At 69.5% G+C, this 26,051-nt stretch carries 27 protein-coding genes; 16 read left to right on the top strand and 11 right to left on the bottom strand.

Annotated features, from left to right (window positions below; translation table 11 throughout):
- Positions 1-11: 11 nt before the first annotated feature.
- The 6 genes from DJ019_RS15505 (at position 12) to DJ019_RS15480 (ending at position 4,944) form a co-directional block, all read left to right on the top strand.
- Positions 12-791, top strand: a complete 780-nt coding sequence (locus DJ019_RS15505; RefSeq protein WP_111276971.1) for a prolipoprotein diacylglyceryl transferase family protein — start codon at positions 12-14, stop codon at positions 789-791.
- Positions 727-2,124, top strand: coding sequence for a radical SAM protein (locus tag DJ019_RS15500; protein ID WP_240606506.1), 1,398 nt, complete (start codon positions 727-729; stop codon positions 2,122-2,124). Before DJ019_RS15505 ends, DJ019_RS15500 begins: the two co-directional genes overlap by 65 nt.
- Positions 2,121-2,426: a hypothetical protein gene (locus tag DJ019_RS15495; RefSeq protein ID WP_111276969.1), complete on the top strand. Its 306-nt coding sequence runs from the start codon at positions 2,121-2,123 to the stop codon at positions 2,424-2,426. The genes DJ019_RS15500 and DJ019_RS15495 overlap by 4 nt, the downstream gene beginning before the upstream one ends.
- Positions 2,423-2,674: a hypothetical protein gene (locus DJ019_RS15490; protein ID WP_111276968.1), complete on the top strand. Its 252-nt coding sequence runs from the start codon at positions 2,423-2,425 to the stop codon at positions 2,672-2,674. The genes DJ019_RS15495 and DJ019_RS15490 overlap by 4 nt, the downstream gene beginning before the upstream one ends.
- A gap of 209 nt (positions 2,675-2,883) precedes the next feature.
- Positions 2,884-3,465 carry a GNAT family N-acetyltransferase gene (locus tag DJ019_RS15485; protein WP_111276967.1) on the top strand — a complete coding sequence of 194 codons (582 nt, stop codon included), beginning with the start codon at positions 2,884-2,886 and terminating at the stop codon, positions 3,463-3,465.
- 183 nt (positions 3,466-3,648) lie between these two features.
- Positions 3,649-4,944, top strand: a complete 1,296-nt coding sequence (locus tag DJ019_RS15480) for an ammonium transporter (RefSeq protein WP_111276966.1) — start codon at positions 3,649-3,651, stop codon at positions 4,942-4,944.
- A gap of 1 nt (position 4,945) precedes the next feature.
- Here the strand turns inward: DJ019_RS15480 and DJ019_RS15475 are convergent, their stop codons facing one another.
- From DJ019_RS15475 to DJ019_RS15450, 6 genes are all read right to left on the bottom strand, one after another.
- Positions 4,946-6,022, bottom strand: a complete 1,077-nt coding sequence (locus tag DJ019_RS15475) for a Glu/Leu/Phe/Val dehydrogenase dimerization domain-containing protein (protein ID WP_111276965.1) — start codon at positions 6,020-6,022, stop codon at positions 4,946-4,948.
- Between the two features lie 60 nt (positions 6,023-6,082).
- Positions 6,083-7,099, bottom strand: a complete 1,017-nt coding sequence (locus DJ019_RS15470) for an alpha/beta fold hydrolase (protein ID WP_111276964.1) — start codon at positions 7,097-7,099, stop codon at positions 6,083-6,085.
- A 64-nt stretch (positions 7,100-7,163) separates the two neighbouring features.
- Entirely contained in the window at positions 7,164-7,802 is a 639-nt protein-coding gene (locus DJ019_RS15465) for a glutathione S-transferase family protein (protein ID WP_111276963.1), read from the bottom strand.
- Position 7,803: 1 nt separating this feature from the next.
- Positions 7,804-8,061, bottom strand: a complete 258-nt coding sequence (locus tag DJ019_RS15460; RefSeq protein WP_111276962.1) for a DUF3253 domain-containing protein — start codon at positions 8,059-8,061, stop codon at positions 7,804-7,806.
- On the bottom strand, positions 8,061-9,209 hold the full coding sequence (locus tag DJ019_RS15455; protein WP_111276961.1) for an acyl-CoA dehydrogenase family protein: 1,149 nt from the start codon (positions 9,207-9,209) through the stop codon (positions 8,061-8,063). The genes DJ019_RS15460 and DJ019_RS15455 overlap by 1 nt, the downstream gene beginning before the upstream one ends.
- Positions 9,210-9,240: 31 nt before the next feature.
- Positions 9,241-9,498 (bottom strand): hypothetical protein, encoded by a 258-nt coding sequence (locus tag DJ019_RS15450; protein WP_111276960.1) that lies wholly within the window; start codon positions 9,496-9,498, stop codon positions 9,241-9,243.
- Between the two features lie 89 nt (positions 9,499-9,587).
- On the opposite strand from DJ019_RS15450, the gene DJ019_RS15445 reads away from it, so the two are divergent.
- Both DJ019_RS15445 and DJ019_RS15440 read left to right on the top strand, forming a co-directional pair.
- A complete protein-coding gene (locus DJ019_RS15445) occupies positions 9,588-10,055 on the top strand; it encodes a PaaI family thioesterase (protein WP_111276959.1) in 468 nt (155 codons plus the stop codon).
- A gap of 32 nt (positions 10,056-10,087) precedes the next feature.
- Positions 10,088-11,086, top strand: a complete 999-nt coding sequence (locus DJ019_RS15440) for an MsnO8 family LLM class oxidoreductase (RefSeq protein ID WP_165844035.1) — start codon at positions 10,088-10,090, stop codon at positions 11,084-11,086.
- A gap of 4 nt (positions 11,087-11,090) precedes the next feature.
- Here the strand turns inward: DJ019_RS15440 and DJ019_RS15435 are convergent, their stop codons facing one another.
- From DJ019_RS15435 to DJ019_RS15425, 3 genes are all read right to left on the bottom strand, one after another.
- A complete protein-coding gene (locus DJ019_RS15435; RefSeq protein ID WP_111276957.1) occupies positions 11,091-11,726 on the bottom strand; it encodes a glutathione S-transferase family protein in 636 nt (211 codons plus the stop codon).
- Positions 11,727-11,799: 73 nt separating this feature from the next.
- The gene (locus tag DJ019_RS15430) at positions 11,800-13,080 is read right to left on the bottom strand and encodes a NupC/NupG family nucleoside CNT transporter (protein ID WP_420849881.1); all 1,281 of its coding nucleotides are present in this window, start codon (positions 13,078-13,080) and stop codon (positions 11,800-11,802) included.
- 161 nt (positions 13,081-13,241) lie between these two features.
- Positions 13,242-13,886 (bottom strand): hypothetical protein, encoded by a 645-nt coding sequence (locus DJ019_RS15425; protein WP_111276955.1) that lies wholly within the window; start codon positions 13,884-13,886, stop codon positions 13,242-13,244.
- Positions 13,887-14,288: 402 nt separating this feature from the next.
- On the opposite strand from DJ019_RS15425, the gene DJ019_RS20785 reads away from it, so the two are divergent.
- Entirely contained in the window at positions 14,289-14,921 is a 633-nt protein-coding gene (locus tag DJ019_RS20785; RefSeq protein ID WP_133255314.1) for a hypothetical protein, read from the top strand.
- 70 nt (positions 14,922-14,991) lie between these two features.
- Here DJ019_RS20785 and DJ019_RS15415 read toward each other — a convergent pair whose 3' ends face one another.
- Complete coding sequence (locus tag DJ019_RS15415; RefSeq protein WP_111276953.1) at positions 14,992-15,807, bottom strand: hypothetical protein; 816 nt, start codon at positions 15,805-15,807, stop codon at positions 14,992-14,994.
- A 283-nt stretch (positions 15,808-16,090) separates the two neighbouring features.
- Here DJ019_RS15415 and DJ019_RS15410 point away from each other — a divergent pair, with 283 nt between their 5' ends.
- The 7 genes from DJ019_RS15410 to DJ019_RS15380 all read left to right on the top strand — a co-directional run bounded on the left by DJ019_RS15410 (position 16,091) and on the right by DJ019_RS15380 (position 24,838).
- Entirely contained in the window at positions 16,091-17,233 is a 1,143-nt protein-coding gene (locus DJ019_RS15410) for an ABC transporter permease (protein ID WP_111276952.1), read from the top strand.
- Complete coding sequence (locus DJ019_RS15405) at positions 17,230-17,985, top strand: ABC transporter ATP-binding protein (protein ID WP_111276951.1); 756 nt, start codon at positions 17,230-17,232, stop codon at positions 17,983-17,985. The genes DJ019_RS15410 and DJ019_RS15405 overlap by 4 nt, the downstream gene beginning before the upstream one ends.
- Positions 17,986-17,990: 5 nt before the next feature.
- Complete coding sequence (locus DJ019_RS15400) at positions 17,991-18,959, top strand: HlyD family secretion protein (protein ID WP_111276950.1); 969 nt, start codon at positions 17,991-17,993, stop codon at positions 18,957-18,959.
- Between the two features lie 104 nt (positions 18,960-19,063).
- Positions 19,064-20,821 carry an ATP-binding protein gene (locus tag DJ019_RS15395; RefSeq protein WP_111276949.1) on the top strand — a complete coding sequence of 586 codons (1,758 nt, stop codon included), beginning with the start codon at positions 19,064-19,066 and terminating at the stop codon, positions 20,819-20,821.
- 101 nt (positions 20,822-20,922) lie between these two features.
- The gene (locus DJ019_RS15390; protein ID WP_111276948.1) at positions 20,923-21,828 is read left to right on the top strand and encodes an SDR family NAD(P)-dependent oxidoreductase; all 906 of its coding nucleotides are present in this window, start codon (positions 20,923-20,925) and stop codon (positions 21,826-21,828) included.
- A 167-nt stretch (positions 21,829-21,995) separates the two neighbouring features.
- Positions 21,996-23,417 (top strand): MFS transporter, encoded by a 1,422-nt coding sequence (locus tag DJ019_RS15385; RefSeq protein WP_111276947.1) that lies wholly within the window; start codon positions 21,996-21,998, stop codon positions 23,415-23,417.
- A complete protein-coding gene (locus tag DJ019_RS15380) occupies positions 23,414-24,838 on the top strand; it encodes an MFS transporter (protein WP_111276946.1) in 1,425 nt (474 codons plus the stop codon). The genes DJ019_RS15385 and DJ019_RS15380 overlap by 4 nt, the downstream gene beginning before the upstream one ends.
- Here the strand turns inward: DJ019_RS15380 and DJ019_RS15375 are convergent.
- On the bottom strand, positions 24,835-25,944 hold the full coding sequence (locus tag DJ019_RS15375; protein ID WP_111276945.1) for an Mrp/NBP35 family ATP-binding protein: 1,110 nt from the start codon (positions 25,942-25,944) through the stop codon (positions 24,835-24,837). The genes DJ019_RS15380 and DJ019_RS15375 overlap by 4 nt on opposite strands.
- Positions 25,945-26,051: the final 107 nt, after the last annotated feature.

The raw sequence follows: 26,051 nt of genomic DNA, 5'->3' as shown, positions 1-26,051 counted from the left end.
CATGGCGCGGCATGATCGCCGTCCCCACCGCGACCTGGGCGCATACGCTGTTCGACCTTGCCGCCTGGGGCGCGGGGCTGAGCCTCAGCGCGCTCCTCTACCGCTGGCGGCTCAAGGCCCTCACGGCGGACGTCGCCGGCAAGGTGGGCGGTGGCTACTTCGGCGCGCTTGTCGCCGGCGCCATTCCGGGGGCCTGGATGGCCGGCTCCCTCAACAGCCTCCAGGACGCGACGCCCGCCCTCTCGCACAGCGTCGTCGGCGCCCTGGTCGGCGCCATCGTGGGGGTCGAGATCTACAAGGCCCTGCGCGGCGTGCACGGTTCGACCGGCGGGGTGTTCGTCGGCCCCTTCGCCCTCGGGGTCGTGATCGGACGCTGGGGCTGCCTGTTCGCCGGCCTGGCCGACGGGACCTATGGCGCGCCGACCGCGCTGCCCTTCGCCGTCGACCTCGGAGACGGGATCGGCCGCCATCCCGTGCAGCTTTATGAGAGCCTCGCGATGGCCGTGTTCCTGGCCCTCTATCTGGAGGGGCTGGGCCGCCGCCGCGCGCGGGCGGTCAGGCGCGGCTTCTATGCCCTCTGCATATGGTACGGGGCGACGCGGTTCGGTTGGGAGTTCCTCAAACCCTATCCAGGGTTGATCGGGCCGCTTAACCTGTTCCACATCCTGTGCGGGGGGCTCGTGGCGTATGGATGGATCTACTGGCGCGGAGACGTCGCCCGCGAGCGTGCGCAAGGCCGCGCCCTATCTGTTCCTGGGCCAGACCACGAGCCTGTGCGAGACGTGCCTTAGCCTCGTCCCGGCCAAGGTGGTCGCGGAGGGCGACCATGTCTTCTTCCAGAAGCGCTGCCGCGAGCATGGGGTGCAGAAGACCCTGGTGGCCGACGACCTCGCCTACTGGAAGTCCCAGCGCGACTGGCTGAAGCCCGGCGACCGCCCCCTGTCCGTGGCGACGCGCACCGACCACGGCTGTCCCTACGATTGCGGCCTCTGCCCCGACCACGAGCAGCATTCCTGCCTGGCGATCATCGAGATCAACGAGGCCTGCAACCTCTCGTGCCCTGTCTGCTTCGCCGACAGTTCGGTGAAGCGCGAGGGTCACCGGCCGCTGGCCGAGGTCGAGCAGATGCTGGACGTGATCGTCGCGGCCGAGGGCGAGCCCGACCTGGTTCAGCTCTCGGGCGGCGAGCCGACGATCCACCCGGCCTTCTGGGCGATCCTGGACGCCGCCAAGGCCCGGCCGATCCGGCATCTGATGATCAACACCAACGGCCTCAAGATCGCCCGTGAGCCCGGCTTCGCCGAGCGGCTGGCCGGCTACATGCCGGGCTTCGAGGTCTACCTGCAGTTCGACAGCCTGAAGCGCGACGCGCTGATGGCCCTGCGCGGCGCGGATCTGACCCGCGTGCGGATCGAGGCGCTGGAGGCGCTGGAGCGCAACAACATCTCCACGACCCTGGTGGTGACCCTCAAGAAGGGCGTCAACGACGACGAGATCGCCGACATCGTCCGGTTCGCCCTGGACTGGCGGTGCGTGCGCGGCGTGACATTCCAGCCGATCCAGGACGCAGGCCGCAACGAGGCCTTTGACGCCCGCCGCCACCGGATGGTCCTGACCGAGGTGCGCCGCAGGATCGCCGACGCCGGGGTCTTCGAGCTGGAGGACCTCATTCCCCTCCCCTGCAACCCAGACCAGATCTGCATCGGCTACGGCCTCAGGAACGGTCGCGAGGTGCGGCCGGTGACGGCGATGCTGCCGCGCGAGCTGTTCGTGGCGGCGGCCCCCAACACCGTGACCTTCGAGAGCTATCCGGAGCTGCGCGAGAAGGTGTTCGAACTGCTGTCGCTGTCGACCGCCCAGGGCAACGCCTCGGAGAAGCTGGCCTCGCTGCTCTGCTGCCTGCCCGAGGCGGCCGTGCCGCAGGAGGTCGCCTACGAGAACACCTTCCGCGTCGTCGTCAGCCAGTTCCTGGACCGCTTCAACTTCGACCTGGGGACGGTGAAGCGGAGTTGCGTGCACTTCGTGCAGCCGGACGGCCGGATCATCCCCTTCGACACCTTCAACACCTTCTACCGGCCGGGCGCGGCGGGGGCCGAGGCCCTTGAACGGGGACAACAACAATGACCGCGGGCGAACCGAGTCCGGAGCTGAAGTTCATCGGCGGCGCCCTGATGGCCGTCGGAGGTCTGATCGCCGCCCTGTGCGGCACGTGCACCGTCATCTTCGCCGGCGCGTCGATCATGGACTCGTTCCGTCATCCCGGCGACCTGCCGTCGATCCTGCTGCTGGTCGGCGCGGTGGGCGGCCTGCCGACCCTGATCGGGGTCCTGCTGTTTCGGTGGGGGCGCAGGCTGCGGCGACCGACGGCGCCGACGCGAGGCGGCGACCTCGCCGTGTTCAGCGACGATGCTGGGGGAAAGCCATGACCGGGGACACGGGCAAGGTGCGCCGGTACTTCGGCGGCGCGCTGCTCGCGGGCGGCGTCCTCATCGCGGGCCTGTGCGGCCTTTGCACCCTGGTCTTCATGGGCGGCGCCCTGTTCGGCGGCGAGACCCATCCCTTCACGCCAACCGACATGGTGATCATGGCGTCGATCATCGGCGGCGTGCCTACCGTGGTGGGCGTGCTGCTGGCCCTCTGGGGGCGGGCGCTGCTCCGTCGGCAGGGAGACTAGGGCGCCGCCACGTGCTACAACTCCCCACATGGTTAGACAGGTCGCCAATCCGTCCGGTTGCAACGGCGCCGCCCTCGCGGGGCGTCGGGACGGACGTGCGCGCCTGATCGGCGCCTAGCCTTCCCGACCCAGCCCCGCCGGACCGGCCGGGGCTGATCGATCCAAGGGAAGGCGACCCCGGCCTCCGGCTCATTCGAAGAGAGACGGAGATGACTCCACCTACGACCATACCCTTGCCGCCCACGCCCGTGCTGGAGACGGAGCGGCTTATCCTGCGTCCGCTGGAGGCGCGGGACGTTCCCGCCGTACAGCGGATCTTCCCCCAGTGGGACGTGGTCCGCTTCCTCGGCCCGGCGATCCCCTGGCCGTACCCGGAGGACGGCGCGGCGACCAACTTCGCCCAATGCATGGAGAAGCGGGCGCGCGGCGAGCAGTTCTACTGGGCGATCACGTTGAAGGGCCACGACGAGCTTCGCGGCCGCATCGACCTGTGGCCGCACGATCCGGACCGCCGCGACATGCGCGGCTTCTGGCTTGATCCGGACCTGCACGGCCAGGGCCTGATGACCGAAGCGGCCGAGGCGGTGACGCAGTTCGCGTTCGAGACCCTGGAGTGGCCGTTCCTCTACCTGACCAACGCGGTGGAGAACCGGGCGTCGGCCCGGGTGAAGGAGAAGCAGGGCGCGGTCGAGGTCGGCCGCGAGCCCTTCCAGTACGTGGCGGGCGCGGGTGAGAAGCAGGTCTGGCTGCTGACCCGCGAGCGCTGGCAGGCTCGGCGTGGCGAACGCTGATTGCCCAGACTTTCGGCGCCCGGCGCCCAGGAATTCATCGACCTTGCGGTGAAGACCCTGTGGCGTCGGGCGCCGCGATCGTGAGCGGTTGGCGGGCCACTTGCCCACCTCCTATGCACGCCTTGCACGACGCGCAGGCAAACCACGAAAAACCGCGGCCGCGTCGCCGGGAGGGATGGACAGATGACCCGCAGAAGGGCGCCCGCGCTTTGGGCGATCACAACGGCTGCGGCCGCACTGGCGACCACGGCCAAAGCTCAGACTGCGGCTTCGGCCGACCCGGCCAACACGGCCTGGATCCTGGCGGCCACGGCCCTCGTGCTGTTCATGACCTTGCCCGGCCTGGCCCTCTTCTACGCCGGGCTCGTGCGCTCGAAGAACGCCCTGTCGGTGATGATGCATTGTGTCGCCATCGCCTGCCTGGGCTCGGTCCTGTGGCTGCTGGGCGGCTACAGCCTCGCCTTCTCGGGGACCAACCCCCTGATCGGCGACCTCGCGAAGTTCGGCCTGCCAGGCGGACGCGAGAGCCTGTCGGGCTCGCTGCCCGAGACGGTGTTCTTCGCCTTCCAGATGACCTTCGCGATCATCACTCCCGCCCTGATCGTCGGCGCCTATGTGGAGCGCATCCGCTTCGGCGCGGTGCTGATGTTCTCCGGCCTGTGGCTGCTGCTGGTCTATGCGCCCGTCTGCCACTGGGTGTGGGGCGGCGGCTGGCTGGCCCAGATGAAGGTGATGGACTACGCGGGCGGCATCGTCGTGCACGCGACGGCGGGCGTCTCGTCGCTGGTGGCGGTGGCGATGCTGGGCCCGCGCGACGGCTTCCCGCGCGAGCTGCACCCCCCGCACAATCCGGGCATGACCATGATGGGCGCGGCCATGCTGTGGGTCGGCTGGTACGGCTTCAACGCCGGCAGCGCCCTGGCCGCCGACGCCGCTGCGGGCTCGGCCCTCGTGGCGACCCACCTGTCCGCCGCCGCGGCCGGCCTGACCTGGGGCCTGATCGAGAAGCTGCGCTTCGGGCGGGCCAGCATGATCGGCGTCGTCACAGGCGTGATCGGGGGCCTCGCCACCGTGACGCCTGCGTCCGGATTCGTCGGTCCTGCCGGAGGCCTGCTGCTGGGCGTGCTCGCCAGCGTGGTCTGCTTCCACGCCGTGGACGTCGTGAAGCACCGCCTGAAGCTGGACGACAGCCTCGACGTCTTCGCCGTGCACGGGGTCGGGGGCATCCTGGGCACGCTGCTGGTGGCCGTGCTTGCCGCACCGGCCCTGGGCGGCGTCGGCTATGCGGACGGGATGGGCATGGGCAGCCAGCTCGGCGTGCAGGCGCTGGGCCTGCTGGCGGTCTGCGCCTGGTCAGCCCTGGCGTCCGCCGCGATCCTCTTCGTCTGCAAGCTCACCGTCGGCCTGCGGGCCACCCCCGAGGCGATCGAGGACGGCCTCGACCTCTCATCGCACGGGGAGCGCGCGTACCAGAGCTAGGTCAGGCCGCGGCCCGCTTCTCGGCGGCGCCGGCGATCCGGGCGCGGGCGATCTCATTGGCCACCTCGTGGGTCGGCCGGCGCTCGCGCAGGGCCTGCTCCAGGACCTCTTCCAGGGTCAGGGCCAGGCGATCCAGCTTGGCGTCGACCCAGGCCGCGTCGAACGCCTCGTCCCGCTCCAGCGCACGGATCTCCCCCGCGACATTGATGATGCCGCCGCCGTTGATCACGTAGTCGGGCGCATAGAGCAGGCCCCGGCGGAAGACTTCCTGGCCCGTCTCGGCGTCGGCGAGCTGATTGTTGGCCGCGCCGGCGATGATCCTGGCCCGGATACGCGGAAGGGTGTCGAGATTGACCGCGCCGCCCATGGCGCAGGGGGCGAAGACATCACAGTCCACGTCGAAGATGGCCGCCGGGGCGACAATCTCGGCGCCGGTCTCGGCCGCCACTCGACGCAGCAGCTCGGCGTTTACGTCGGTGATCACGAGCTTCGCGCCCGCGGCGTGGAGTTTCTGGGCGAGGTAGCCGCCCACATGACCCACGCCCTGGATCGCCACCCGCACGCCGTCGAGGTCGCGCTTGAGGGCGCGCTGGACACACAGGCGCACGCCGCGGAATACGCCCTCGGCGGTGACAGGGCTGGGATCGCCCGAGGCGGCGGGATGCCCCTCCAGGCCAGCCACAAAGCGGGTCTGGCGGCGGGCATGGGTGAGGTCCGCCACCGACACGCCCACGTCCTCGGCGGTCCAGTACTTGCCCCCCAGGTCCTGCACGGCGCGGCCGAAGGCCTCGAACAGGGCCGGCGTCTTCTGGGTGCGGCTGTCGCCGATGATGACGCTCTTGCCGCCGCCCAGCTCCAGGTCGGCCATGGCGTTCTTGTAGGACATCGCCCGTGAGAGCTTCAGCGCGTCTTCGAGGGCGTCGGCGGCGGTGGGATACGGCCACATGCGGCACCCGCCGGCGGCGGGGCCGCGCGCGGTCGAATGCACGGCGATGATCGCCTTCAACCCGCTCTTTTCGTCGTGGAAGGCGTGGACGCCTTCATGGCCCTCGAAGGCCGGCGAATCGAACAAGGTCATGCCGTGAACTCTGCGTCTCGGGGGAGGAATTTCGCGGGAGATACGCTCATGGAGGGCATATCACAACCCCGCGGCGCGGCGCGATCCATCCCCAGGCGTCGCCGCGCCGGGGATCGGCGGCGCGCCGGAGGGCAACGGCGCCGAAGGATCACGGATGAAGCTCAGCATGTCGGCGATCACCACCTCGCGCTGATAGTCGCGGGTCAGCAGATGATGGCCGGCGTCATAGTAAGCGGACCGATCGGAAGCGGTCAGGCCCTTGGCGGCCCGGAACGCCGCGGCCTTGGGGATGATGTCGTCGTTGGCGCCGTACAGATAGAAGGTGGGCAGGTGGTCATCGCCGACGACCTTCGCCGCGCGGTCCATCAGCTTCACCAGGCCATAGAGCGTGTCCGACCGGGCGCCCCAGATCATCAGCTTGTCGCGCCCCATGCGGATCAGTTCCTCCCGGTTGTCGGTCGGCGAGATGCGGTCGGTCACCCACTTCGGCGGCGTGTAGACCTTTGAGGCGGTGAAGTTCGCCGCGAGCCACAGCAGGGTCTTGTTCGGCAGCGGCTGGGCCTTGAAGCCCCAGACGCCGGGCGACAGCAGCAGAAGGCGGTCGGCCGCCGGCGGATCGGGCGCGGCGAAGGCGCTGGCGGCCACGGCGCCGCCCATGCTCTCGCCCACCACGGCGATGACGGCGCCCGGATGACGTGCCCGCGCCAGGGCCGTGACGGTCCGGAGATCCTCGATCATCAGATCGTCGCCGGCCCAGATTCCGCGCCCGGGCGAGCGGCCGAATCCGCGCTGGTCGTAGGCGTAGGTGGTCACGCCAGCCTCTGCCCAGCGCGGCGCGGCGAGATGGAAGGCGTTGGCGTAGTCGTTCATGCCGTGCGCGGCCACGATCACCGCCCAGGGCTTCCCGGCCGCCTGCCAGCTGGTGAGTCCCAGGCGGGCGCCGTCGAAGCTGACCACCGCATCCGCCTCCAGTCGCGGCCCCTGGAACCCCGCGGCCGGGCTCAGCGGCTGCTGCCGCAGCATGGGCGAGCAGGCCGTGAGCGTCAGCAGCAGGAGGGCAAGGACGAGGCGCTTCATGACGGGCGGACTATAGAGCCCGCCCGTTAACCCTCGGAAAAGGGCGACGTTGCGTCAGGCCAGCTCAGGCGAGACCGAACATCGCACGTTCCTGGGCCACGATCGGCGCGAAGGACGGCCGGGCCAGGATGGCTTCGACGTACCTGGCCGTGCGCGGATAGGCCTGGGCGTCGATCCCGTGGCCGCACAGGGCGAGGTTCTGGAACGGGCTGGCCACGGCGATGTCGGCCAGGGTGATCCGATCTTCCAGCAGGAAGCCCGACTCCGGGATGGTCCGCTCCAGGTAGCCGAAGATGTTCGGAAGCTGGGCCTTGCCGGCCTCGACCGCCGCCGTGTTCGTCTCCTGCTTCAGGAAGCGCGGCGCGACCACCAGGTTGAAGAAGATGGCGCCGGCGGCCCCGACCAGGATCGTATCGGCGAACTCATCGTACCAGACGGCGCGGGCGCGGGCCTTCGCCTCGGTCGGTATCAGGTTCGGCTCGGGCTTGATGGCCTCGAGATAGGTGACGATCGCGGTGGAATCCGAGATCAGGAAGTCGCCATCCTTGAAGCCCGGCATCTTGCCGAACGGGCTGGCGTCCTTGAACTCGGGCGGGCCGCCGCCCATGCCGGCCTGCTGGAGCTCGACCGCGACCCCCTTCTCGGCGGCGAAGGCCAGGGTCTTGCGGACGAACGGGCTGAGCGTGGAGCCATAGACGATCATTCTAGTTTTCCTCTCCCTCGGCGGCCGGCAGGCGCATGCGCCAGACGCCCTTGAACGTGTCCGGATCGGCCGGCTTGTTGTGTCGCAGGATGACCAGCCGGCCGGCACGGGCGAGGCCGATGGCTACTGCCCTCACCTTGCCGAGCTCGCGGCGCCAGCCCTTTTCGTCGAGCGCCTTGGCGACGTCCTCCGGCGAGATGGACTTCCCGGCCGCGACCTTGGCGAGCAGGTCGAAGATGACGGCTTCGACGGGGTCCATCAGCCGCCCCGCTTCAGCGTCTCGCGGGCAATGATCACCTGCTGGATCTGGCTGGTGCCCTCGTAGATCCGGAAGATGCGCACGTCGCGGTAGAAGCGCTCGATGCCGTAGTCGGCGATGTAGCCGGCGCCGCCGAAGATCTGCACCGCGCGGTCGGCCACCCGCCCCACCATCTCGGAGGCGTAGTACTTGGCGGCCGCGGCCTCCATCGTCACGTTCTGGCCGGCGTCGCGCTTGCGGGCGGTCTCCATGGTCAGCGCCCTAGCCGCAAGCGCCTCGGTCTTGCAGTCGGCGATCATGCCCTGGATCAGCTGGAACTGGCTGAGCGCCTGGCCGAACTGCTTGCGATCGGACGCATAGGCGACGCTGTCCGCGATCAGCCGCTCGGCGACACCGACACACAGCGCGGAGATATGCAGGCGCCCCTTGTCCAGGACCTGCATGGCCACCTTGAAGCCCTCCCCCTCGGCGCCGATGCGGTTCTCTGCCGGCACCCGGACGTTGTCGAAGAACACCTCGGAGACATGGGCGCCCTGCTGACCCATCTTCTTCTCGGACTTGCCGACCGTGAGGCCAGGCGAATTGCGCTCGACCAGGAAGGCCGAAACGCCGCCGCCGCCCGGCTTGTTCGGATCGGTCCGCGCCATCACGGTGAAGAGGTCCGCCTTGTCGGCGTTGGTGATGTAGCGCTTGGCGCCGTTCAGGACGTAGTGGTCGCCGTCGCGGACCGCCCGGGTCTGCACGGCGCCCGAGTCCGAGCCGGCCTCGGGCTCGGTCAGGGCGAACGAGGTGATGATCTCGCCGGAGGCGATGCCCGGCAGGTACTTCTGCTTCTGGGCCTCGGTCCCGAACATCACCAGCGCCTGCGAGCCGATGCCGACATTCGTGCCGAAGGTGGATCGGAACGCCGGGCTCGTGCGGCCGAGTTCGACCACCACCAGGCACTCGTCTTCCATGGAGAGGTCCAGGCCGCCGTACTGTTCCGGGATCGACAGACCGAAGAGGCCCAGCCCCTTCATCTCCTCGACCACGTCGTCGGGCATGGCGTCCTCTTCCGCCACCTGGGCCTCGAGGGGACGCAGGCGCTCGGTCACGAAGCGGCGGACGGTGTCGATCAGTTGGTCGCGGGTCGCGGCGTCGAGCGCCATGGAACAGTCCCCTATCGTTATCTTGGAAATATCAGCGGCAGGTATTCATGTCGGGCCGCGGCTTCAGCCGGTTCGTGCCCGTGGTCTCATAGCGTTCGCGCCAGGTCTCGATGCCGATATTCGGCTTCGTCGGGCAGGCCTGCACCGGCTCCTTGCGCTTGCGCTTGGCCCAGGCCGGCACGCCGTTGGCGTCCACCGCCCGGCTGATGTCGGCGGGCGGGCGGGTGTCGGCGGGCGTCGGATCAACCGGCGGATCGGCGAGCGCGAGCGCCAGGATAAGGCTCAGCATGGTCACGCCTCCCGATAGGCTGTAAGCGGCCCGGAAACTAGTGTTTGAAGGCGCGGCCGGCAAACGGTCGCGTGGTGTTCGGAGGGGATATGGACGGCGGAGATCCGGAAGCGAGCTACGTCTCGAAGCTGACGACGGTGACCGAGGGCGAGTGGGCCGGATGGTCGTACTATCCGGGCGGGGATCCCTACGAGGACCTGGCCGGGCCGTTCTATTTCCGCATGGGTGAAGACGGCCGGCCGGTGTGCGCCTTCAAGGCGGAGCAAAAGCACATGAACGGCGGCGGCTTCATGCACGGCGGCTGCGTCATGACCTTCGCCGACTTCTGCCTGTTCGTGATCGCGCGCGAGGAGTTGAAAGACCAGCACGCGGTGACCGCCACCTTCAACGGCGAGTTCGTGGGCACCGCTCGGCCCGGCGACATGGTCACGTGCACCGGCGAGGTGGTGAAGGGCGGTCGCAGCATGGTCTTCGTCAGGGGCCTGATCGCGGGCCCGTCAGGCACGATGATGAGCTTTTCGGCAGTACTGAAGAAAACAGGTCCCAGGACGAGCTGACTGCCAGGGCCCCGCCGAACGGAGTAGCGCGCGTGCTGAGATTGTCCGTCCTCGACCTGTCGCCCGTGACCGGAGACGCCACCCAGGCGCAGGCGGTGCGTGAGACTATCGAGGTGGCCCGCGCCGCCGACCGGCTCGGCTACGACCGCTTCTGGGTCGCCGAGCATCACAACATCGCCACCCTGGGATCGCCCAACCCGGAGATCCTGATCGCGGCCCTGACCCAGGCGACGTCGCGGATCCGGCTGGGATCCGGCGGGGTGATGCTGGTGAACTACTCGCCGCTGAAGGTCGCGGAGACCTTCATGGAGCTGGAGGCCCTGGCGCCAGGACGAATCGACCTGGGCCTCGGCCGGGCGCTTGGCGCCGACGCGCGCACCGGCGGCGCCCTGCGCTCGGTCGGATCGGACGCCTTCCCGCAATACTTCCAGCTTCTGTCGTCGTGGCTGCTGGACGCCGCCGGCAAGGTCCCGATCCCCGAGGGGCACCCCATCTTCGACATCAAGGCCAATCCGTCCGGCCCCTCACACCCGGACGTCTTCGTGCTGTGCACCTCGGAGGAAAGCGCCGCCTTCGCCGGCCTCAGGGGCGTCGGCATGGTGTTCGCCGAGTTCATCGCCCGGGCCGAGGCGGGGCCCGCCATCGCCGCCTATCGCCGGTCCTTCCAGCCCTCGCCCTTCCGTTCCGAACCCTGGGCCGGGACCGCGGTGATCGCCTACGCCGCCGAGACCGCCGACGACGCCTGGCGCGGGGACGCGCCCCGACGGGCGGGAACCGTGGCCATGCTGTCCGGCCGCCGCCGGCGCTTCACCGACATCGAGGGCGCCGAGGCGTTCCTCGCCGAGTGGAAGGGAACGCCCCTGCTGGCCGAGGTGGAGGGCCGCACCATCGCCGGGGACGCCGCCACGGTCCGGGCCGCGCTGGCCGCCAAGGCCGAGCGCACAGGCGCCGACGAGGTGTTCGTCATGTCGGCCGGGCCGTCGCTGGAGGCGCGGATCCGGTCGCTCGAGCTGCTGGCGCCCGCGGCCTAGCCGCCTAGGCAGGCGCCCTCTGGGGCATGCCGGCCTGGGCCGCGGGGCGGGACCGCATCGCCTCGGCCCAGCGCGCCACGTGGGGCAGGTCCTCCGGCAGCTTGAACTTGATCATGCGGCCGAAGTCGATGCCGACGAACGCGACGATGTCGGCGATGGTCAGGCGGTCGCCGGCCAGCCATTCGCTCTCCGCCAGACGGCGGTCCAGCACCTTCAGGGCCCGGGTCGCGCTGGTGAGGTTGTGCTCCCCGATGGCCGGCACCTGCTGCTCCAGCGCGCCCATGGCGGGGTGGGTATGGCGGACGCCGATCATCACCGGGGTGGCGACGAGCATCTCGGCCCGGCGGGTCCACATCTCGATGAAGGCGATCTCCTCGGGCGTGCGGCCGAAGAGGTTCGGTTCCGGATAGCGGCTTTCCAGATAGCGGCAAATGGCGATGGACTCGGTGATGCAGGTCCCGTCGTCCAGCTCCAGCATCGGCACGTTCGCCAGGCCCGCCTTGGCGACGTAGTCCGGCGTCTTGTGCTCGCCCTGCATGAGGTTGAGCGTGACGATCTCGATGTCGTCGATGCCCTTCTCGGCCATGAACCAGCGGACGCGGCGCGGATTGGGCGCGAGCGGGGTGTCATAGAGTTTCATCGGGGCCTCCCTGCCTTTGTCGGCAAAAAGTGTCCGATCGGTCACTTTCAGTCAAGCCGCCTCAGCGGAAGCATCATGCGCCGAAGAGGTCGGCCGGCAGAAGTCCCACGATGGAGGCCGTGAGACAGGTGGCCAGGAAGCCCGCCATCATCGCCTTCCAGACCATGCCGACGATCTCGTTCCGCCGCTCGGGAACCAGCACGGAAAAGCCGGCCAGATTGATGCCCACCGAGGCGATGTTGGCGAACCCGCAGAGCGCATAGGTCATCAGCACGCGTGACCGGGCATCCATCGCCTCAACCGGAATCGCGCCCATCTTGATGAAGGCGGTGAACTCGGTGAGCACCAGCTTCACACCCAGCAGGGAGCCGGCGGCCGGCGCATCGTGCCAGGGTACGCCGATGGCCCACGCCAGCGGCGCGAACAGCACGCCCAGGCCGCGCTCGACCGACAGTGGCGCGCCCGCGACGTCGCCGAAGACGCCGAGGATGTTGTTGACCATCGCCGTCAGGGCCACGAACACGATCAGCGTCGCGCCCACATTCAGCATGATCTGCAGGCCGTCGGTGGTGCCCTTGATGAGGGCGTCGATGGAGCTGTCGTACTTCTTGGCGGCCAGGGGATCGTAGGCCTGGGCCTGCTCGATGGCGGCGTCGCGCGGCACGATGATCCGGGCCAGCAGGACGCCCGCCGGCGCCGAGACGATGGAGGCGGTCAGGACGTGGGCGGCCGCATTGGGCAGCACGTCCTTCAGGATCGTCGCGTAGGCCACCATGGTCGAGCCGGAGACGCAGGCCATGCCCACCGCGATCAGCATGAAAAGTTCCGACCGCGAGAGGCTGGGCAGATAGCTGCGGATGAAGATCGGCCCCTCGACCTGGCCCATGAACACCGTGGCCGCGGTGGCCAGGGCCGGCGGACCGCGCAGGCCCATGGTGCGCTCGAAGACGAAGCCGAACGCCTGGGTGATCCAGACCAGGATCTTCCAGTGCCAGAGCAGGGCGGCCAGGGCGCAGACCACCAGGATCACCGGCAGCACCCGGAAGGCGAACACGAACAGCGAGCCGGCGTCGGTCAGCGGGTAGGGCTGGTTCGGCGTGCCCGCCAGGAAGCCGAAGACGAACGCCACGCCGGCCTGGGTCGACGAGGCCAGGCCATCCACGGCCACGCCGACGCCCTGCAGGCCTGAGCGGAGCGCCGGCAGGCCGAACAGGGCGAGCACGAGAAGCGCCTGGACGGTCATGGCGCCGATGGCGAGCTTCCAGGGGAACCGGCGGCGGTTCTCGGAGACCGCCCAGCACACGAGCAGCACGAGCGCTATGCCGACCAGGCTCTGCGCGTTTTCCAGGCCCAACGTCCCGCATCCCCCCATGCGCCGCCACGAGTCGGCGACCAGATCGGGCAATCCACGCCGAAAGCCGCAGCAGCGCAAGCACCGCATGCGGGCAGGCATGGCGATAGGCGGCCGGAGTGGAGCTCCGTCCGTGGATTTGGGCTGAGTGGTCGGATCTCGGGTCAGCCGGAGTCGCGCCAGGGCGGCGGGCGGAGAGCCTTGCCGCCGTTATCCGGGCCGGCGCGAAGCTGAAAGCCGGGGCCCAGGGGACTGGAGGTGGACAGGAGGGCGCCGCGGGTCCGGGCACGCGCCTGTGGCGCCGCGCCGGCTGGCTCGCGGATCGCCCCTTCGAATCGTCCGGGGTGACGGGCAGTGGTGGGATGACCGGCGGTGTCGAGCACGCGCGCGGCCTTTGTGAGGCCACGCTGGATGCGGGCGACGCTGGCGTCGATCGCGGCGTTGATGGCGGCGGCGTCGCCGCTGTCCAGGGCCTCATCGAGCGGCTCGTCCCAGTCGGCGCGTTCGTATTCGTTCCAGGAGACCTGCTCGGATCGTACGCGGGGCTCAGGCGGCGGCGAGGGCGCAGCCTCGGGCTTGGCGGGCGCCGGCCAGCGGGGCTCGTGCCTGATCTTGAGTTCGAGCGCGATCGTCTGGCGGACCGAGCGGGAGACGGTGTGGAAGGCCTGGGTGAGCAGGGCGAAGTCGTGATTGCTCACCGGCGCGTTCTGCGTGGCGCCATAGAGGCTCCGGGCGAGGCCCATTCCGGCCTCGGCGAGCTCCGCCAGCATGCGGCCATGCCGCGCGTCCATGTCGTCGGTCGAGGACATGGGCGGAGTGAAACAGCCCGCTACGACAAAATCGGTCGCAGGTTCGGTTGAAGAGCCAAGGAATCTCCTCTCCCCCCAAGCGCAGCGAAGAGTGGGGAGAGGCCGGGTGAGGGGCGACTGGGGTGCGCGACTGACGCTCCGGGTTCAGCCAGGGCCCATAGCCGCCCGGCCAGATTCTGCACGCAGGTGGGTTTTGGCTGGACCATCGTGCAAGCTTGAAAGCCTGCGTCGCCCCTCTCCCTACCCTCTCCCCACTCTTCCCCCGGCCCGAGGTCGGGGTCGGGGGGAGAGGAGGTGGAGCCGGCGAGGTTTGGGGTGTCGCGGGAGTCTGCTGTCGGCGAAGGGGCGAAAGGGCGCGATCGACCCATTTCGGACTTCGGCCTGACCAGCTAATTTAGACCTATGCGCGGTCCCAACTCTGCATTCGCCGTCGCCGCTGCGCTGCTTGCGTCGTGCAACTCCACAGCCTCCAGTCAGCAATATCGCGCCCATGGCGAGCCATCACCGGGCGCTGCTTTCTCTACGCCCGACGAAGCGGTGAATGCTGCGGTTGAGATGGTTTGCCGTCCGTATCTAACCGGCGAGGCCACCCCTGCTCGCGGAAAGGCGCTCGCGGAAGCAGCGGGTTTTCGCCCGGCTTCACGCAGCGAGGCGCTGGAGGGCATTGGCGAAGACTACGTGGCGATGATCGCACCGCTGGTGCGCGCACGCGTCACCATCGATTTCGGATTTGATACAGGCGCTGGCGAGGACTGCGGCGTGGCGGTCATGGACGCGGCCCCTGCCTTCGACAGCTACGTTCAGAAGCTGCTGACATCAGGGTGGAAGCCCGCCGGACCGCCGATCCTGAGCGGCGCCGAACGAACAGAGTGGATGTGGGCGCCGGACGGCAGCGCGACGCTGGTTGCCACTCGCCTGATCGACATGTCGCGCGTGTCTCCGGGTCGCGTGCTTGCCTTGTACCTTACGAGGGGAGCTCAGCCGATCCCGCCGAAGTGCGGGCCCGACCAAGAGCCGCCTTGTCGGAACTACTAGGCCTCGGGGCGAAGACCCCTCACCACCCATCTGGGAAATTCGCTGCGTCCGCTCCGGGGGTAGCCGCCGCCTACGCCCTGACCGAGGTGATCGAGCCTTCGCGATAGGGCGTGGCCGGCGGCGCGGCGGCGGTCGGCGCGGCCGGCGAGGCGTCGAGCATCTGCTGGGCGGCGTCGGATAGCTGGACCTGATCCTTCGGCGCGGCTCTGCCGAAGAACTGGCCGACAGCTTCTGTCCACTCGGCCGAGGTGTTGTCGCTGCGCAGCGACAGGCGCAGCGCCGTGGCGAACTTGGGATCGGCCGCGGCCTTGGCCTGGGCGGCCTTCTGGTCGAGCGCGCCATTGGCGCCGACGACGCCGGCTTCCTTCATGAAGCCGACCACCTTGGCCTGGGCGTCCATGTTGGCGCGCCAGGCGCCGGCGTCGGCGTAGGGCTTGGTCCCCGTGCGGTCGGCGACGTTGATCGTGGTCTGGAACAGCAGGTCCTGGTCCGAGGACGACAGGCTGTCGAAGCGGCCCGCCGCCGCCTGGAGCGCCGCCTGCGGGCCGCCGGCCTGCCTGGCGGTGTTCAGCGTCTGGACGAAATCCTTGCCCAGCGCCTGGGCGCGCCGGCCGATGTCGCTGTCGAAGGTGGCCTGGTCCAGGACCTTGCGGCGCTCGGCGTCGATGCCGGCCAGTTCCCCGCCCGCCGACATGGCCTGGAGCGCCTGATAGGCCTCGGCGCGCTGCGCCTCGCCCGTCCGGCCGCTGGTGTCGTTGACGGTGGCGGACAGCGTGTCGAACCGCGCCATTCGCGTCGCGTAGTCCGCCGACGTGACGCCGCTCGCCGCCCGCACGCCGGTGACGGGGGCCGGATAGGCGGAGGTGGCGGACGACGTGACGTACATTCGGGACGGAACGGATCTGAGCGGGCCGGACAAGCGCGGCAGTTCAGCCGAACCGATGCACGCCGAGACCTTAAGAAATCCTGCGCCGCGCCTGCGACCGGCCGTCGCTGCGGATTACAAAGGTTTAATCGCGCCTGCCGCATCCGCCGGTTGTCCCAGCGGCCTCCTAGTCACGAACGCCATGCGCGGCCCGTGCGGCCGGCTTCCGTTACGTCGATGTAACTGGAAACCGGCCCGCGCGAGATCGACACCCGGCGCTCGAAGGTGAGGGCTGGCTGTCATCATGTCTCTGGCTTTGGCGACATTGCTGTACGAGTGGCGCAGGTACACGGCCGCCGTGGTGGCGCTCGCCTTCTCGGGGTTGCTGATCCTGGCGCAGGTCGGGATGTTCACCGGCATCGTGAAGGGCGCGACCGCCACGATCGAGCGCAGCCGCGCCGACATCATGATCCTGCCGCCCAAGATGGAGAGCCTGATCAACTCGGGCGGCGGCGCCCTGCCCTCGCGCCTGCTGCCGCAGATCTACAAGAACCCCGAGGTGGTCGAGGTCGCCGCCTGGGACGGCGACGGCGGCCGCTGGGTGAACCGGCCCAAGGACGGGAAGAAGGCGGTCACGACCTATGTGCAGGTCAACATGGTCGACACCCGGCCGGGCGCCGTGACCCTGCCGACCGACTTCACGGAAGAGATCCGCACCGCCCTGCTCGAGCCCTATTCGGTGGCGATCGACGAGAGCCAGCTCGGCCGGCTGGGCGTCAAGCTGGGCGACGCCGCGTCGCTGAACGGCAAGACCGTCCGCGTCCGGGCGATCCTCCATGGCTATCCGGACGTGAACAACGCCTCGGTGACCATGAGCCGCGACACCATGCGGATGATGGGCATGCTCACCAAGGACGGGAAGACGGGCCCGTTGATGGTGCGGATCAAGGACCCGGCGCGCGCCGAGATCGTGCGCGATCAGCTCAACAAGGACGCCAATGGCGCCTACCGCGCCTGGACCCGGCAGGAGCTCAGCCAAGCCAACGAGGGCGCGCTGATGCAGGAGCAGATCATCGGCATCTTCCTCGGCTTTTCGGTCTTCCTGGGCTTCCTCATCGGCGTGGGCATCACCTCCCAGACGCTTCGGGGCGCCATCCTGTCGTCGATCAAGGAATTCGCATCCTTGCGCGCCCTGGGCGTGGGCATGGGCTCGCTGCGCCTCATCGTCATGGAGCTGTCGGTGTGGGTAGGCCTCGTCGGCCTCGTCGCGACCGCTCTCTTCACCTTCGGCGTCTACCTGCTGGCCCGCAACGGCGGCCTGCCGATGGGCTTCCCGGCGCCGTGGGTGATCGGCGTCTCCATCCTCCTGCTCGTGATCTCCGCCGCCTCGGGCCTTCTCGCCCTGGGCATCCTGAAGAAGAGCCAGCCCGCGGACCTGCTGCGATGAGCAATCCAACCGCCATCCGGGCGCACGGCGTCTACAAGCGCTTCAAGACCGGCCGCACGCATATCGAGGTGCTGAAGCGCGTCGACTTCGACGCCGCCCACGGCGAGGTGACCATGGTCATGGGCCCGTCGGGCTCCGGCAAATCGACGCTCGTGGCTGCGCTGTCCGGCCTGCTGAAGCCGGACGAGGGCAGCGTGCGCGCGCTGGATCAGGACATCTGGAGCCTGCGGTCGGGCAAGCTGGACCGCTTCCGGCTCGACCACTGCGGCTTCATCTTCCAGGGCTTCAACCTGTTCTCGGCGCTGACCGCGCTGCAGCAGGTGGAGATCATCCTGAAGTACCAGGGCTTCTCCAAGCGGGAGGCCCGCGAAAAGGCGGCCAACGCGCTGATGGAGGTCGGCCTCGAGACGCGCTTGAACCAGCGCCCGTCCGAGCTCTCCGGCGGTGAGAAGCAGCGGGTGGCCATCGCCCGCGCGCTCGCCAAGAACCCCCGCCTCCTGTTCGCCGACGAACCTACCAGCGCCCTCGACGGCGAGAACGGCCAGATCGTGATCAAGCTGCTCCAGCGGGCGGCCAAGCAGCACGGCGCCGCCGTCATCTGCGTCACCCACGATCCACGCCTGGAAGCCTACGCCGATCGCGTCATCCACCTAGAGGACGGCCTGATCCTGGACGACCGGCGCACCGACCATTCCGCGACGGCCGCCACGGCCGCCCACGCCCACCGACACTCCGAGCTCATCGAGGCCTGAAGACCATGCCCGCCCTGTTCCGCAACCGCTTTGTCTGGATCGCCCTGCTGATCGTCGCCCTCGCCGGCGGCGGCGCGATGTTCATGTCCGGCCAGGCCAAGGCCAAGAAGGCCAAGGAGGCCGCGGCCGCGGCCCAGGTGAAGCCCAGCCCCTATGCCGCGATCGCCAACGGCAAGGCCGACGTCGAGGGCGGCATCATCCAGGTGGCGGCGCGCCGGGCCGGGGTCATCCGCGAGGTGCTGGTGCAGGAAGGCGATGACGTGACCCAGGGCCAGATCCTGGCCCGGCTGGAGGACGACGAACCCCGCCTCGCGGCCGCCCGCGCCGCCGCCGAGGTGCGCCAGGCGCGCGCCGCCCTGGCCCTGCTGGACGTCCAGCGCTCGGCCGCCCAGCGGGAGCTGCGCCGGCTGGAGGGCCTCGCCCCCAGCAACTTCGTGGCCGCCCAGAAGCTCGACCAGGCGCGCGACGGGGTCCGCGAGGCCGAGGCGAAGATCATGGCCCAGCAGGCGATCGTCGCCACCACCGAGGCCCGCGCCGCCGAGGCCCGTTACGACCAGGAGCTCTCGATCATCCGCGCGCCGGCCGACGGCCGCATCGTGCGCCGCTATGCGAACCCCGGCGCCGGCGCCTCGACCCTGAACGTCTCCAACATGTTCGACCTGGAGCCGCGCGCGGGCCGCATCGTCCGGGCCGAGATCGCCGAGGGCGCGCTGCCATACGTCGCCATCGGTCAGACGGTGCAGATGTCGCCCGAGAGCGACCCGACGAAGGTCTACGGCGGCAAGGTGCTGCGGCGGGCCGCGGTCTTCGGCGCCCGCAAGCTTCAGTCGGACGATCCCAGCGAACGCACCGACGACCGCGTCGTCGAGGTGGTGGTGGACTCCACCGGCGCGCCGTTCCTGATCGGCCAGCGCGTGCTGGTGAAGTTCGTGCGGGGCCAGCAGCAGGCGCAGGCGACGAGCCCGCGGAGCTGAACGACGGCGCCGCTTCTGCGGGCAAGCGGCACAGCGCCACAACCTTCGCGCGTAAAGCACTCATTAAAGGGTGACCCCGCCTAATCCCCGCGGGGAGGCGGCGCATGCGTTCTGGTGATGGCGGCCTGACACCGGCAAGGGCGGAAGACCTGGCGCCGGAACAGCTACTGGCCCAGCCGGCCCTCTGGCGGCGGCTGGTGATTCTTGCGCTGGTGGGTGTGGTCGGCGCGCCCGTCCTGCCGCTCCCGTTCCTGGCCGCCTGGATGGCCGTCTACCTGGCCATCACCGGCGCCGAGAGAGCCGTGGTCGCGCGACGGGGATACCTCGGAAGCGACGCAGCCGGCGTCGCGGTGACCTTCGCCCTGTCTCTCGTGCACGCCGTCGCCGCGATCGCGCTGATCAATTCCGGCGCGGATACGGGCGCGCGCTTCTTCGCCATCGCCCTGGTGGGCTTTTCGGCGGTGAGCATCCTGCTCCGCCTCTATGCCTCCCCGCCACTGTTCCTGGCCGCGATGGCGCCGCACGCGGCGGTCATCGTCTGGACGAGCTGGGGCATCCTCGCGCGCCATCTGGCGAACGGGGACTGGCTCAAGGCCCTGACACCCGTGGCCATCGTCGCGACGTACGCCGTGCTCCTGCTGCCGGCGCGAATCCGGCTGGCCGACGCCTGGACGCGCCTGGTGGAGGCCAAGCGCGCGGCCGAGGCGGCGAGCCGGGCCAAGTCCGACTTCCTGGCCACCATGAGCCACGAGATCCGAACGCCGCTGAACGGCATCCTCGGCATGGCCCAGGCGATGCAGCGCGACGAGCTCAGCCCCGCGCAGAAGGAGCGGCTGCGGGTCGTCCGTCGCTCGGGGGAGACGCTGCTCAGCCTGCTCAACGACGCCCTCGACTTCTCCCAGATCGAGGCCGGCAAGCTGCGGCTGGAGCCGACCGAGTTCGACATGGAGCATCTGACCCGGGGCGCGGTCGCCACCTTCGGTCCGCTCGCCGCGGCCAAGGGCCTGGCCTTTGACTTCTCCATCGACGACGAGGCCAAGGGCCGCTTCAGCGGCGATCCCGTCCGTGTCCGGCAGATCCTCTACAACCTGACCGCCAACGCCGTGAAATTCACGGACAGGGGACGCGTGGCGGTGGCCGTCTCGCGCGGCGGCGAGGGCCTCGTCCTGGAGGTGGCCGACAGCGGAATCGGCATCCCGGCCGAGCGGATCGAAGGCCTGTTCGACAAGTTCGTGCAGGGCGACGCCTCCGCGACCCGGCGGCACGGCGGGGTGGGGCTCGGCCTGACGATCTGCAAGGCGCTCGCGGAGAAGATGGGCGGGCGTATCACCGCCAGCAGCGTCGAGGGCAAGGGATCCATCTTCACGGTCGTCCTGCCGTTGCCGAGGGCGGCGGACCCGGCGCCGATCGCCGTCCTGAGCGAGACCGCGGCGCCCTCGCCCGATCCCGATGCGCCGCCGATCCGCATCCTCGCGGCGGAGGACAATGCGGTGAACCAGCTCGTCCTGAAGACCCTGCTCAGCCAGGCGGGCCTGGACCCCGTGGTGGTGGCGGACGGCGCCGCGGCGCTGGAGGCCTGGCGCAGCGCCCGCTGGGACGTGATCCTGATGGACATCCAGATGCCGGTGATGGACGGCCTCGCCGCGGCGCGCGAGATCCGCGTCGCCGAGGCGGCGGAATCCCGCCCACGGACGCCGATCATCGCGGTGACCGCCAACGCCATGAGCCACCAGATCGCGGAGTACCTGGCGGCAGGCATCGACGATGTCGCGCCCAAGCCCCTCGACGCCGTTCGCCTGTTCGAAGCGATCGAGCGGGCGCTGGAAGGCGCCGCCCGCCAGCCCGAGGTCGAGGCGGCCTGACCGCCTCGCCGGCGGGGCGCCCCTCGGTCAGCTTGACGCCACTCCCCTTGCGCCGCACAACGCGCGCCGCATTCCGAACACCTGTTCCAAAGGGGATCCTGATGGCGGACATCCGCTTCGACGGCAAAGTGGCGATCGTGACCGGCGCCGGTGGGGGCCTCGGCCGCCAGCACGCGCTCGAACTGGCGCGGCGCGGCGCGAAGGTCGTCGTCAACGACCTGGGCGGCTCGGTCGACGGCTCGGGCGGCGGCTCGGACGCGGCCAACAAGGTCGTCGAGGAGATCAAGGCGCTCGGCGGCGAGGCCATCGCCAACGGCTCGTCGGTGACCGACGACGCCGGCGTCGCCCGGATGGTCAAGGACGCCATGGACGCCTGGGGCCGGATCGACATCCTGGTCGCCAACGCCGGCATCCTGCGCGACAAGTCCTTCACCAAGATGGACATCGCCGACTTCCAGGTCGTGGTCGACGTCCACCTGATGGGCACGGTGAAGCCGGCCAAGGCCGTCTGGGACATCATGCGGGCCCAGAACTATGGCCGCATCGTCGTCACCACCTCGTCCACGGGCCTCTACGGCAACTTCGGCCAGTCGAACTACGGCGCGGCCAAGCTGGGCCTGGTCGGCTTCATGAACTCGCTGAAGCTCGAGGGGCAGAAGAACAACGTCCACGTCAACGCCATCAGCCCGGTGGCCGCGACCCGGATGACCGAGAACCTCGGCATGCCCGAGCAGGTGCTGGCGCAACTGAAGCCCGAGTACGTCACCCCCGGTGTCGTGTTCCTGTGCTCTGAAGACGCTCCGACCGGCGCGGTCCTGACCGCCGGCGCGGGCGCCTTCGCCCTGTCGCGCATCGTGGAGACCGAGGGCGTGTATCTTGGTGGCTCGGCCACCGTGGAATCGATCCGCGACAACTGGGCCAAGATCACCGACGAGACGGGCCAGAAGGCCTATCTGAACGGCGGCGAACAGACCGCGAAGTTCTTCCGGAAGATGCAGGGCGGTTGAGTCCTGCCGGCGCGCCTCCCTGTCGTTGCAGGGAGGCGCGGCCATGCATCCGGGCATGGCCGTCTTTCGAGTTTGTAACCCAATTCCACTTGCGCCTGCATGACTGAACGCGCGTAACCTAGGGCCAGCGCGCCCGGGTAGAGGCGCCGTTCCAGGAGAGGGTTCAAGTGTCCAAGGCCAAGCCGTCCGCAGCGACTGGCGCGCTCTCGCTTCCTGCGGTCCTGGCCTTCGCCAGCGCGGCGGTGCCCGTCGGCGCCCTGACCCTGGCGGCCACGGTCCACCTGCCCCGATATTTCGCCTCCGAGCTCGGCCTTTCGCTGGCGGTGGTCGGGACCATCTTCGCGCTGGTGCGCTTCATCGATATCCCGATCGACGCCGCCATCGGCGTCGCCATGGACCGCACCCGGACCCGTTTCGGCCGCTATCGCATCTGGATGGCCTGCGGCGCGCCGGTGCTGATGCTCGGCTTCTACATGCTGATCCAGTCGAACAGCGCGGTCGGCGCCCTGTACCTCGGGTTCTGGCTGCTGGTGATGTACCTGGGATACTCGGGCATCTACCTCTCGCACCTGGCCTGGGGCGGACGCCTCGCGGCGACCTACAAGGAGCGATCGCGGATCTTCGGCGCCATCACCGCGCTCGGCGTGATCGGCGCCATGGCGGTGCTGCTGATCCCGGTCTTCATGACCCAGGCGGGCGCCAGCGACGCCGAGGGCGTCCGAGCCATGATCTGGTTCATCATCATCAGCACGGCCGTGACGTGCGCGCTGGTCGTGGGGCTTTCGCCGGAGCGCATCGCCAAGGACCACTCCACCCACTTCACGCTCAAGGACTACGCGGCGCTGTTCACCCGCGGCAACGTCGTGCGGGTGCTGGCCGCGGACCTGCTGGTGACGCTCGGGCCCGGCTGGATGGCGGCCATGTACCTGTTCTACTTCAAGGACAGTCGCGGCTTCGACACGGCCCAGGCCAACCTCCTGCTGTTGATCTACGTCGCCGCAGGGTTCGCCGGCGCGCCGTTCGCCGCCTGGCTGGCCAACCGGATCAGCAAGCACCGCGCCCTGATCGTGAACACAACGATCTACTCGCTCGGCCTGATCGCCCTGCCCTTCTTCCCGCCTGGGGAGTTCCTGATCTTTGCGCCCGGCATGTTCATCGTCGGCGCCATGGCCGCCGGCTTCACGGTCATGATCCGGGCCATCTGCGCCGACATCGCCGATGAACTGCGGCTGGAGAGCGGGCGCGAGTGGATGGGGCTCATGTACGCCGGGATCACGGCGACGTCGAAGCTGGCCACCGCCGGCTCCATCTTCCTCACCTTCAACGTGCTGGCCGCCATCGGGTACCAAGCTCAGGCGGGGGCGGTGAACACGCCCGAGGCGATCCGCGGCCTGGAGATCGCCTACATCGTCGGCCCGATCGTGTTCGTCATGGCCGCCGGCGCCTGCTTCTTCGGCTACCGTCTCAGCGCTGAGCGCCACGCCGAGATCCAGCGCAAGCTGGAGGAGCGCGACGCCCTGATCGATCCCGCCGCCGGGCTGGAAGCCATGACCGGCGAAGACCTCGCCCCGGCCAACCGTCCCTCGTGAGCACGCCCGCAGCCCGGGGCGCCTCCACGCGCCTTCCGCTGAGCACGGCGCTGGCCTTTTCGGCCACCAGCCTGCCCCTCCAGGCGCTGGGCATCGCCGTGGCCGTGCACCTGCCGGCCTACTTCGCAGGCAACATCGGCGTCGAGCTGGCGGTCGTCGGCGCGGCGTTCGGCCTGGTCAGGTTGATCGACGTGCCCATCGAGCCGGCCCTGGGGCTCGCGATGGACCGGACGCGCACCCGCTGGGGGCGCTACCGGTTCTGGACCCTCCTCGGCGCGCCGTTCATGATGCTCGGCCTCTACATGCTGCTGATGGCCGACCGCGATGTCGGGATCAACGGCCTGATGACGTGGCTCCTGGTCATGTACCTGGGGACGTCCATTCTCCTGCTGTCGCACCAGGCCTGGGCCTCCACGCTCGCCAAGTCCTACGATGACCGGGCCCGTCTCTTCGGGGTCATGATGGCGGTGGGCGTAGCAGGCGCCGTCAGCGTCCTGCTGATCCCCATCGTCATGGAGCGGATGGGATACACGGAGGCCGAGGGGGTGAGGACCATGATCTGGTACCTCATCGTGCTGGCGCCCATCGCCGTCGCCCTGGTGGTGTGGCGGACACCCGAAGCGGTGACCCGGGACTCGCCCGACGCCCGCTTCCGCCTGCGGGACTATGTCGAGCTGGTCTTCGATCGGAACATGTCCCGCATCCTGCTGGCGGACCTGGCGCTGTCGCTCGGTCCCGGCTGGATGGCCGCGCTCTACCTCTTCTTCTCGCGCGACTACATGGGCTTCACGTCAGGCCAGGCGAACATCCTGCTGCTGGTCTACATCCTCTCCGGCATCGCCGGGGCGCCGGCCCTGGCCTGGGTGGCGACCCGGCTGAGCAAGCACCGGACGGTGATGCTGGCGGCGGTGGCCTACTCGCTGCTTCTGGTGAGCCTGGCCTTCCTGCCGAAGGGCCAGTTGCTGACGGCGTTGCCGACCCTGTTCTTCACCGGCTTCATGGCCAGCGGGTTCAACGTGCTGACGCGCGCGATGACGGCCGACGTGGCCGACGACATGCGCCTGCGCCAGGGCAAGGAACGGAGCGGCCTGCTCTACGCCCTGACCACCCTGACCTCGAAGATCGCGTCCGGGGTCGGCATCTGGCTGACCTTCCTGGTGCTGAGCGCGACGGGCTACGATCCGAAGGCGGGCTCGGGGAACACCCCCGAGGCGATCGAGGCATTGATGCTCGTGTTCCTCGTGGGGCCGGTGATCTTCGTCACCATCGGCGCCGTGTGCCTGGTCGGCTACCGGCTGACGGCCGACAAGGCCGCCGAGATCCGGCGCCAGCTCGACCTGCGGGATGCGGCGATCCTGGATTCGGCCGCGGGCCTGGAGAGCCTGACCGGCGAAGAGCACGCGCCGCCGACGCGGAGCTAGAGCGCGATCCGCCGCGCGAGGTCCAGGAACGCCTGGGCCGCCGCGCTCCGGTCGTTGACGGCCACCAGCGGCCGCCCCTGGTCGCAGGCCTCGCGGAGGGGCACCTCGATCGGAATTTCCGCCAGCAGGGGCACGCCAAGGCGCTCGGCCTCGGCCCTGGCGCCGCCGGACCCGAAGATCGGCACCTTCACCCCCGAGCTGTCGGCGAAGTAGGCCATGTTCTCGACCACCCCCAGGATCGGCGCGCCGGTCTTGTCGAACATCTGCGCCGCGCGGCGCGCGTCGATCAGGGCGATCTCCTGCGGCGTGGAGACGACCACCACGCCGTCCAGCTTCAGCTTCTGGACCAGGGTGAGCTGGATGTCGCCCGTGCCGGGCGGCAGGTCGATGACCAGCACGTCCAGAGGCTCGGCCTCCGTCCCCCAGTTGGCGTTCATCAGGCTGCGCAGCGCGGACGACGCCATCGGACCGCGCCAGATGTTGGCCGTGCCCGGCTCGACGATGAAGCCGATGGACATCACCTTGATCCCCCACGCCTCCATGGGGTTCAGGCGCTTGTGCTCGTCGAAGGTCGGCTCGCCGTCGATGCCAAGCATGGTCGGGGCGGAGGGCCCGTAGATGTCGGCGTCCAGCAGGCCGACCCGCTTGCCCAGCTTCGCCAGGGCCGCGGCGAGGTTCACCGAGACCGTGGACTTCCCCACCCCGCCCTTGCCGCTGGCCACGGCGATGACGCGCTTCACGTGCGCCGGCTTCTCGGCGTCGACCATGGGGTGCAGCCTGGCCTGCGGATCCTCGGCCACCCTGGCGCGGCGGGGCGAGACCTTGAGCTGCGGCGCCGACGGCGCCTGGATCTCCGTGGTCAGGACGACCTGGGCCACCTCCACCCCGTCCATGTGGGCCAGCACCTCTTCGGCCTGGTCGCGCACGGGGCGGTAGGCCTCGATGTCGGCGGGAGACACCTCCAGCATGAAGGCCACCCGGCCCCCGCGAATGACGAGGCCACGGACCAGGCCGGCGCTCGTCAGGCCCTGGCCCGACTTCGGATCCCTGACCTCGTCGAGGGCATTCAGGATGGCGGTCCGATCAGGACCAACGGCTTCACTCATGTGTCACTGTGTCTTGCTTTGCCGCCGGAGGCGTCTCATATCCGGCTGACAGCGCCGGTTTACAAGCCCGCCATGGGCTTTAAGGAACTTCGTTGAACGCCTGTCTC

The sequence above is a fragment of the Phenylobacterium kunshanense genome (assembly GCF_003254525.1).
GTDB lineage: Bacteria > Pseudomonadota > Alphaproteobacteria > Caulobacterales > Caulobacteraceae > Phenylobacterium > Phenylobacterium kunshanense.
Note: the sequence above shows the minus strand (reverse complement) of the source record. Positions and strands in the feature narration are given on the sequence as shown.

Bases quoted from the DNA above. Each gene is read 5' to 3' on its own strand.
- DJ019_RS15435 (WP_111276957.1), bottom strand. From the start codon at position 11,726: ATGAAACTCTATGACACCCCGCTCGCGCCCAATCCGCGCCGCGTCCGC.
- DJ019_RS15455 (WP_111276961.1), bottom strand. From the start codon at position 9,209: ATGGCGCTCGACGCCGCGACCCGCGACCAACTGATCGACACCGTCCGC.
- DJ019_RS15480 (WP_111276966.1), top strand. From the start codon at position 3,649: ATGACCCGCAGAAGGGCGCCCGCGCTTTGGGCGATCACAACGGCTGCG.
- DJ019_RS15460 (WP_111276962.1), bottom strand. From the start codon at position 8,061: ATGGACCCCGTCGAAGCCGTCATCTTCGACCTGCTCGCCAAGGTCGCG.
- DJ019_RS15505 (WP_111276971.1), top strand. From the start codon at position 12: ATGATCGCCGTCCCCACCGCGACCTGGGCGCATACGCTGTTCGACCTT.
- DJ019_RS15485 (WP_111276967.1), top strand. From the start codon at position 2,884: ATGACTCCACCTACGACCATACCCTTGCCGCCCACGCCCGTGCTGGAG.
- DJ019_RS15395 (WP_111276949.1), top strand. From the start codon at position 19,064: ATGCGTTCTGGTGATGGCGGCCTGACACCGGCAAGGGCGGAAGACCTG.
- DJ019_RS15410 (WP_111276952.1), top strand. From the start codon at position 16,091: ATGTCTCTGGCTTTGGCGACATTGCTGTACGAGTGGCGCAGGTACACG.
- DJ019_RS15490 (WP_111276968.1), top strand. From the start codon at position 2,423: ATGACCGGGGACACGGGCAAGGTGCGCCGGTACTTCGGCGGCGCGCTG.
- DJ019_RS15495 (WP_111276969.1), top strand. From the start codon at position 2,121: ATGACCGCGGGCGAACCGAGTCCGGAGCTGAAGTTCATCGGCGGCGCC.
- DJ019_RS15475 (WP_111276965.1), bottom strand. From the start codon at position 6,022: ATGACCTTGTTCGATTCGCCGGCCTTCGAGGGCCATGAAGGCGTCCAC.
- DJ019_RS15400 (WP_111276950.1), top strand. From the start codon at position 17,991: ATGCCCGCCCTGTTCCGCAACCGCTTTGTCTGGATCGCCCTGCTGATC.
- DJ019_RS15405 (WP_111276951.1), top strand. From the start codon at position 17,230: ATGAGCAATCCAACCGCCATCCGGGCGCACGGCGTCTACAAGCGCTTC.
- DJ019_RS15470 (WP_111276964.1), bottom strand. From the start codon at position 7,099: ATGAAGCGCCTCGTCCTTGCCCTCCTGCTGCTGACGCTCACGGCCTGC.
- DJ019_RS15375 (WP_111276945.1), bottom strand. From the start codon at position 25,944: ATGAGTGAAGCCGTTGGTCCTGATCGGACCGCCATCCTGAATGCCCTC.
- DJ019_RS15425 (WP_111276955.1), bottom strand. From the start codon at position 13,886: ATGTCCTCGACCGACGACATGGACGCGCGGCATGGCCGCATGCTGGCG.
- DJ019_RS15415 (WP_111276953.1), bottom strand. From the start codon at position 15,807: ATGTACGTCACGTCGTCCGCCACCTCCGCCTATCCGGCCCCCGTCACC.
- DJ019_RS15465 (WP_111276963.1), bottom strand. From the start codon at position 7,802: ATGATCGTCTATGGCTCCACGCTCAGCCCGTTCGTCCGCAAGACCCTG.
- DJ019_RS15450 (WP_111276960.1), bottom strand. From the start codon at position 9,498: ATGCTGAGCCTTATCCTGGCGCTCGCGCTCGCCGATCCGCCGGTTGAT.
- DJ019_RS15445 (WP_111276959.1), top strand. From the start codon at position 9,588: ATGGACGGCGGAGATCCGGAAGCGAGCTACGTCTCGAAGCTGACGACG.
- DJ019_RS15390 (WP_111276948.1), top strand. From the start codon at position 20,923: ATGGCGGACATCCGCTTCGACGGCAAAGTGGCGATCGTGACCGGCGCC.
- DJ019_RS20785 (WP_133255314.1), top strand. From the start codon at position 14,289: ATGCGCGGTCCCAACTCTGCATTCGCCGTCGCCGCTGCGCTGCTTGCG.